5 protein-coding genes are annotated in these 7893 nt (G+C 62.2%); 4 read left to right on the top strand and 1 reads right to left on the bottom strand.

Going from position 1 to position 7893, the window contains the following annotated elements:
• A partial coding sequence (locus ACJWXQ_RS05835; RefSeq protein ID WP_406672356.1) for a methylmalonyl-CoA mutase family protein occupies positions 1 to 2403 on the bottom strand: 2403 nt, incomplete at its 3' end.
• 388 nt (positions 2404 to 2791) lie between these two features.
• Here ACJWXQ_RS05835 and ACJWXQ_RS05830 point away from each other — a divergent pair.
• The 4 genes from ACJWXQ_RS05830 to ACJWXQ_RS05815 all read left to right on the top strand — a co-directional run.
• A complete protein-coding gene (locus tag ACJWXQ_RS05830) occupies positions 2792 to 3895 on the top strand; it encodes a Glu/Leu/Phe/Val dehydrogenase dimerization domain-containing protein (protein ID WP_346050405.1) in 1104 nt (367 codons plus the stop codon).
• 146 nt (positions 3896 to 4041) lie between these two features.
• Positions 4042 to 5208, top strand: a complete 1167-nt coding sequence (locus ACJWXQ_RS05825) for an isovaleryl-CoA dehydrogenase (protein WP_346050407.1) — start codon at positions 4042 to 4044, stop codon at positions 5206 to 5208.
• Between the two features lie 205 nt (positions 5209 to 5413).
• Complete coding sequence (locus ACJWXQ_RS05820) at positions 5414 to 6598, top strand: acetyl-CoA C-acyltransferase (protein WP_406672355.1); 1185 nt, start codon at positions 5414 to 5416, stop codon at positions 6596 to 6598.
• Between the two features lie 218 nt (positions 6599 to 6816).
• Positions 6817 to 7893, top strand: a 1077-nt coding sequence (locus ACJWXQ_RS05815; protein WP_406672354.1) for a carboxyl transferase domain-containing protein, incomplete at its 3' end; no start/stop codon positions are given.

Here is a 7893-nt window from a genome sequence, read left to right as displayed (position 1 = left end):
GGAGAAGATGCAGGTGTTCTGGGCCTGGTCTTCCTTGAGAATATCGGCCTGCACGGTACCGCGCACACTCTGGATGGCCTCGGCCTTGAGCTTTTCGTAGACCTCCGGCTCAACCAACTGGTCCCCGGGCACCCCCAGGGTGTTCAGACCATGGCTGTCATGGCCGTCGGGCAGCGCCCCGCCGTAGCCGGGACGCTCACCATCGCGGAACAACGCCTTGATCTTCTTCTCCGCTTCCTCCCAGCGACCTTCTTCCTTGAGGTAGGTCTCCACCCGCTGGTCAATGGCCGCATTCATGAACATGGCCAGGATGATGGGCGCCGGGCCATTGATGGTCATGGAGACCGATGTGGTCGGTGCCAGCAGATCAAAGCCCGAGTAGAGCTTTTTCATGTCGTCCACGGTGGCGATGGACACCCCGGAGTTGCCAATTCGTCCGTAGATATCGGGGCGCTCATCCGGGTCCTCGCCGTAGAGGGTCACCGAATCGAAGGCCGTGGACAGGCGGGTAAACGGCTGCCCCCCGGCCAGGTAATGGAAACGACGATTGGTCCGCTCGGGGGTGCCCTCGCCGGCGAACATGCGCGTGGGATCCTCGCCCTCGCGGCGATAGGGAAACACGCCGGCGGTGAAGGGGTACTCACCCGGCAGATTCTCGTTCATCCGCCAGTGCAGAATGTCACCCCAGTCCCGGTAACGAGGCACGCCAATCTTGGGAATCTGCACACCGGCCAGGGACTCGGTGTAGTTATCACCGGTGATCTCCTTGCCGCGGACCTTGTAGCTGAACTGTTCGGAGCGCGCTGCCTCGCGGCGCTCCGGCCAAGCCTTGAGCAGCTTGCGCCCCTCCTCGCCAATATCCTCCAGCGCCGCGTTGTAGCGCTGGCGCAGGGTCCGCAGGCTATTGTCGTCGCCCTCGGTCAGGGCGTCGCCGGGATAGGCCTCCAAGGGCTCGGGCAAGCGCTCATCTTCCAGGGTCTTGAGTGCCTCATAGCAGGCATGGGCCCTGGAAGCCGCCTCGGCAGCCGTTTCCGAGCGGCGGTGGGCTTTCCGCCCGGTGTTAGCGATTTCCGCCAGGTAACGCTCCCGGGAGGGTGGGATCAGGGCCTGGCGCTCCACGTCCACTTCCGGAAACTCGGCCTCCACCCGCCAACGCTCGGCCGGCAACTCCAGCTTCTCGGTAAAGCCGTTGACCATGGCCTTGAACAGACGGTTCATGCCCGGGTCATTGAATTGGCTGGCGATGGTGGGATAGACCGGAACGTCCTCGTCCGGTTTATCGAAGGCCAGGTGGTTGCGCTTCCACTGCTTTCGCACATCCCGCAAGGCATCCTTGGACCCGCGCTTCTCGAACTTGTTGATGGCGATCATGTCCGCGTAGTCCAGCATCTCGATCTTCTCGAGCTGGCTGGCGGCACCGAATTCGCTGGTCATCACATAGAGGGAATAATCCACCAGATCAACCACTTCGGAATCGCTCTGACCAATGCCGGCGGTCTCCAGAATGATCAGCTCAAAACCACAGGAACGGAGGAACTGCAGGGACTCCTGGATGGCGGCACTGGTGGCCAAATGGGCCCGGCGAGTCGCCATGGAGCGCATGAAGACCCGTTCGTCCATGAGCGAATTCATGCGAATCCGGTCACCCAGCAGGGCCCCGCCGGTGCGCCGGCGAGTGGGATCCACCGCCAGCACGGCAATGTCCGCATCCGGGAAGAAGCGCCGGAAGCGATTGAGCAACTCGTCGGTCAGCGAGCTCTTGCCCGCCCCGCCGGTACCGGTAATCCCCACCACCGGCGGCCGATTGGTGGTGGCATGCCAATCCTTGGCCATCGCCTTGAGCACATCTTCGTCGTCCGAGGCCTGCTCGATCAGTGACAGGGTACGGCCGACACTGATGTGATCAGACTTGTCACCCCGCCCCGGCTCGAACTCCGGCCGCTGCCAGGCCCGGACGCGCTCGAAGACATCCTCGATCATGCCCTTCAGGCCCATGGACATGCCGTCATGGGGGGTATAGACCTTCTCGACGCCGTATTCCTCGAGCTCGGCGATCTCATGAGGCACGATGGTGCCGCCACCGCCCACCACCACGCGGATATGCTCACAGCCCTTCTCGCGCAGCATGTCCACCATGTACTTGAAGTATTCCATGTGCCCGCCCTGATAGGAGGACACGGCAATGCCATCGGCATCTTCCTGGATCGCGGCCCGGACAATATCCGCCACCGCCCGGTTGTGGCCCAGATGTATGACCTCGGCTCCGTTGGACTGCAAAATGCGGCGAATCATGTTGATGGCCGCGTCGTGGCCATCAAACAGGGAAGCGGCAGTAACAAAACGCAGCGGAATGGACTCTTCCGCAGTACTTCTGCCCTGAATGCGGGATGCTGCAGTACCCATCGGGAACCTCCGTTGGAACTCCAAGCCACTGATAAATCGGGCTTTTCGCGGGAATTCGGTGTTAACAGGGGCGCCAATTATACCGGGGGTTGGGCCTCGGGTGCGAATACCGCCAAAACCGGAATTTCAAACGCTGACCCCCAAAAACGACGAGCCTGCTATAATTCGCGCTCCCGAAAACCGACGGCCGGCAAATTTGGCACGCTGGTCACACGCTGAATACGCGATATCGAGTCGCGTTCAACTGGCCCTCCGCTGCCCGACAACAGGGTTGCGCGGCATCCTTTCTGCCGCCCTGACTCCGCCGCCCCGCCGCTCCGGCTGCCGGGCGCGGATGAGCTGGACGGGCAAGGGCCATACCGCTTTATTTCCGTCTCAGGAGGACAATATGGAGCTTTTCGCCACCGCAGAACAGATGGGTCATGAGCAGGTCGTGTTCTTCCATCACAAGGAAAGCGGCCTCAAAGCCATCGTGGCGATCCACAACACCGTGCTCGGCCCGGCTTTGGGCGGACTGCGGATGTGGCCCTATGACAGCGAGGACGAGGCACTGACCGACGTGCTGCGCCTGTCCCGCGGCATGACCTACAAGGCGGCCGTCTCCGGCCTCAACCTGGGCGGCGGCAAGTCCGTCATCATCGGCGACCCCAAGAAGGACAAGAGTGAAGCCTTCTTCCGCGCCCTGGGCAAGTTCATCGACTCCCTGGGTGGACGCTACATCACCGCCGAAGACGTGAACACCACCGTCAACGACATGGAGTACATCTTCGCCGAGACGGATAATGTGGTGGGCGTACCCGAAGTGCATGGCGGCGGCGGTGACCCCTCCCCGCTCACGGCCTACGGCACCATCCGGGGTATCCAGGCCTGCCTGAACCGCAAGTACGGTCACACCGACCTGTCCAAGGCCAGCTACGCCGTTCAGGGCGCCGGCAATGTGGGCATCCACATCATCCGCACCCTGCGCGAGGCCGGCGCCAAGGTCACTGTCTGTGACATGAATGAACAGCGCCTTGAAGAGTGCAAGGAAATGGGCTGCGAGATTGTGGACCTTGATGCCATTTATGACGTGGACTGCGATGTCTACGTGCCCTGCGCCCTGGGTGCCACGGTCAACGACGAGACCATCCCGCGCCTCAAGTGCGACATCGTGGCAGGCTCCGCCAACAACCAGCTGGCCGAGGAACGCCACGGCACCGAGCTGGAAAAGCGCGGCATGATCTATGCCCCCGACTACGCCATCAACGCCGGCGGCCTGATGAACGTGGCCATCGAGCTGCAGGGCTATAACAAGGACCGGGCCTTCCGCCAGGTCAAGGGCATCTACGACATCATCGAACAGATCTTCGCCATCGCTGACCGGGATGGCATCCCGAGCTGGCAGGCTGCGGATCGCCTCGCCGAGGAACGCATCGCTGCCATGAGCTCGGTCAAGCTGCCCCATGTGGAACGCCGCTCCAAGCGCGCTTCCGGGCGGCGGCCAAAGGCCTGACCGGAGCCACCGTAGGAGCGGATTCATCCGCGATCCAAGCCATCGGCTGCCTCGGCAACCGACAACACGGGCATCGCGAATGAATTCGCTCCTACGGCTTATTCGAATCAGCCATTTCCCGATAATTCCTTCGAGGGGCCTGCGGAATGACCGTCATCAACACCCACATCAACGAAGAACTGGACATGCTCCGCGAGTCCGTGGAGCGTTTTGCCCAGAGCGAAATCGCACCCATCGCCGCGCAGGTGGACGAGACAAACGAGTTTCCCCAGGAAATGTGGCAGAAGCTGGGGGAAATGGGCCTGCTGGGCATGACCGTTTCCGAGCAGTACGGTGGCTCCGACATGGGCTACCTTGCCCATCTGGTGTCCATGGAGGAAATCTCCCGGGCGTCCGGCTCCATCGGCCTGTCCTACGGCGCCCACTCCAATCTCTGCATCAACAATATCTTTCTCAACGGCACCGAAGAGCAGAAACAGAAATACCTGCCCAAACTCTGCTCCGGCGAGTGGGTCGGTGCACTGGCCATGTCCGAGCCGGGAGCCGGTTCCGACGTGGTGGGCTCCATGAGCTGCCGTGCCGAGAAGAAGGGTGATGTCTGGGTCGCCAACGGCAACAAGATGTGGATCACCAACGGCCCCGAGGCCGATGTGCTGATCGTCTACATGCGCACCGCCAACAAGGATCTGGGTTCCAAGACCATCACCGCCTTTCTGGTCGAGAAAGGCATGAAGGGCTTCCGCACGGCCCAGAAGCTGGACAAGCTCGGCATGCGCGGCTCCAACACCTGCGAACTGGTCTTCGAGGACTGCGAAATTCCCGAGGAAAACATTCTCGGTGAGGTCAACGAGGGCGTCTATATCCTCATGCGCGGGCTGGACTCCGAGCGCCTGGTGCTCTCCGGCGGACCCATTGGCCTGATGCAGGCCGGCATGGATCAGGTCCTGCCCTATCTCCATGAGCGCAAGCAGTTCGGCAAGTCCATCGGTGCCTTCGGCATCATGCAGGCCAAGGTGGCGGATATGTATACCGCCCTGCAGTCTTCCCGTGCCTTCGCCTATCGCGTGGCCGAGGCCTTCGACCGGGGCGAGCAGGTTCGCTGGGATGCCGCCGCCTGCCTGATGTACTGCTCCGAATCCGCCGTCAAGGTAGCCCTTGAGAGCATCCAGTCCCTGGGCGGCAACGGCTACATCAATGAATACCCCACCGGCCGCATCCTGCGTGATGCGAAGTTGTACGACATTGGCGCCGGCACCAATGAGATTCGGCGGATGTTGATTGGTCGGGAATTGTTCAATGCAATGACGCCGTAAAGGCATTTACATTTTTGCACCGTAGGAGCGGATTTATCCGCGAAGAATTCTTGTGACCCGGCAAGCAGAAACGGGTGTTTCAGGATCGCTTGCTGAAGCTGGCAATTAGGTCATGAAGCCTATAGGCCCTGTTGCGGCTTCTGCACGTACAAGAAGGCATCGCGAATGAATTCGCTCCCACGGTGGTTTCTTTAGGAGTTTTGTCATGTCCACAAATGATCCCATCGTCATCGTATCCGCGCGCCGCACCCCCATCGGTTCCTTCCAGGGCAGCCTCGCCGGCGCCAAGGCCCCGCAGCTGGGCACCGCGGCCATTGCGGCGGCCATGGAAGACGCCAAATTGGGTAGCAGCGATGTGAGCGAAGTCATCTTTGGCTGCGTGCTCCCGGCCGGTCTCGGTCAGGCACCGGCCCGTCAGGCTTCCCTGGGTGCCGGCATCGACAAGGGCACCGGCTGCACCACCATCAACAAGGTCTGCGGCTCCGGCATGAAGGCCGTGATGATGGGCCATGACCTGATCGCCGCCGGCTCCGCCGAAGTGATCGTGGCTGGTGGCATGGAGTCCATGACCAACGCCCCCTATCTGCTGCCCAAGGCCCGTGGCGGCATGCGCATGGGTCACCAGGAAGTCATCGACCACATGTTCTTCGACGGCCTGCAGAACCCCTATGACGGCCAGATGATGGGCGGCTTTGGCGAGACCTGCGCCGACAAGTACAACTTCACTCGCGAAGCCCAGGACGAGTTCGCCATCGAATCGGTGAAGCTGGCCCAGACTGCGGTCGAAAAGGGTTACTTCAAGGACGAAATCACCCCGGTCACCATCAAGGGCCGCAAGGGTGAAACCGTGGTGGACACCGACGAAGAGCCCGGCAAGTGCAATGTGGACAAGATCCCCACCATGCGCGCGGCCTTCAAGAAGGACGGCACCGTGACCGCCGCCACCTCCTCCTCCATTTCCGATGGCGCCTCCGCCCTGATACTGATGCGCGCCTCGGAAGCCGAGAAGCGCGGCCTTGAGCCGCTGGGCCGCATTGTCGGTCATGCCGGCCATGCCCAGGAGCCGGAATGGTTCACCACCGCCCCGGTGGGTGCCATCAAGCAGCTCCAGGAACGCCTCGGCTGGTCGGTGGACGACGTGGACCTGTACGAGGTCAACGAAGCCTTCGCCGTGGTGGCCATGGCCGCCATGCACGACGTGGGCATCCCGCGGGAGAAGCTGAACATCAATGGCGGTGCCTGCGCCCTGGGTCACCCCATTGGCGCCACCGGTGCCCGCATCATCACCACCCTGCTGCACAGTCTCAAGCGCAACGGCGGCAAGCGCGGCATCGCCTCCCTGTGCATCGGCGGGGGTGAAGCGACGGCGATCGCTGTTGAACGGCTCTAAATTCAGTAAGGGGCACCGTAGGAGCGAATTTATCCGCGATGCCTTCTTGTGACCCGGCAAGCCGTAACAGGTGCTATCCGATGCCGGGTTTTTAGAAAGTTCGGATATTGAGTCTTTAGAACCTGTTGCGGCCTCTGGACACACAAGAAGGCATCGCGGATAAATCCGCTCCTACGGTGCCTACAATAGCCTGATCGACAATGAATAGGGAATTAGGGATGCCTATCCTGAAAACGACAGTGGACCGCTCTGACGCAACCTTCCAGGCCAACGCCGAACACATGGAAGGGCTGGTGGCGAATCTCAAGGATCAGCTGAGCCGCGCCGCCCAGGGCGGCGGTGAGCGTGCGCGCAAGAAGCATACGGACCGGGGCAAGCTGCTGCCACGGGAACGCATCGAGGCCCTGCTGGACAGTGGCAGCGCCTTCCTCGAGTTCTCGCCCCTGGCCGCTCACGGCATGTACGACGATGCCGCGCCCGCCGCCGGCATGATTACCGGCATTGGCCGGGTCAAAGGGCGCGAAGTGGTGATCGTGGCCAATGACGCCACGGTCAAGGGCGGCACCTACTACCCCATGACGGTGAAGAAGCATCTGCGGGCCCAGGAAATCGCCCGCGAGAACCGTCTGCCCTGCATCTACCTGGTGGATTCCGGCGGCGCCTTCCTGCCCCTGCAGGACGAGGTCTTCCCCGACAAGGAACACTTCGGGCGCATCTTCTACAACCAGGCGCAGATGTCCGCCGAGGGCGTTCCCCAGATCGCCGTGGTGATGGGCTCCTGCACCGCTGGCGGCGCCTATGTGCCGGCCATGTCGGATGAAGCCGTGATTGTCCGGGAACAGGGCACCATCTTCCTCGGTGGTCCGCCCCTGGTGAAGGCCGCCACCGGCGAGGAAGTGGATGCCGAGTCCCTCGGCGGCGGCGAGGTGCATACCCGCATTTCCGGGGTGGCCGATCACCTGGCCGAAGACGACGCCCACGCCCTGTCCATCTGCCGTGACATCGTCGCCAGCCTCAATGGTCGCAAGTATGTGGACCTGGACCTGGCCGAGCCGGTGGAACCGATCTACCCCGCCGAAGACCTCTACGGCATCACGCCGAAGGAGACCCGCCACCCGGTGGATGTGCGCGAGATCATCGCCCGCATCGTCGATGGCTCCGAGATGCACGAGTTCAAGCCCCTGTTCGGCAAGACCCTGGTGACCGGCTTTGCCCGCATCCACGGCTATCCGGTGGGCATCATTGCCAACAACGGCATCCTGTTTTCCGAATCGGCCCAGAAGGGCGCGCACTTC

It is taken from the genome of Natronospira sp., assembly GCF_007134575.1.
Classification (GTDB): Bacteria; Pseudomonadota; Gammaproteobacteria; order Natronospirales; family Natronospiraceae; genus Natronospira; species Natronospira elongata.
Note: the sequence above shows the minus strand (reverse complement) of the source record. Positions and strands in the feature narration are given on the sequence as shown.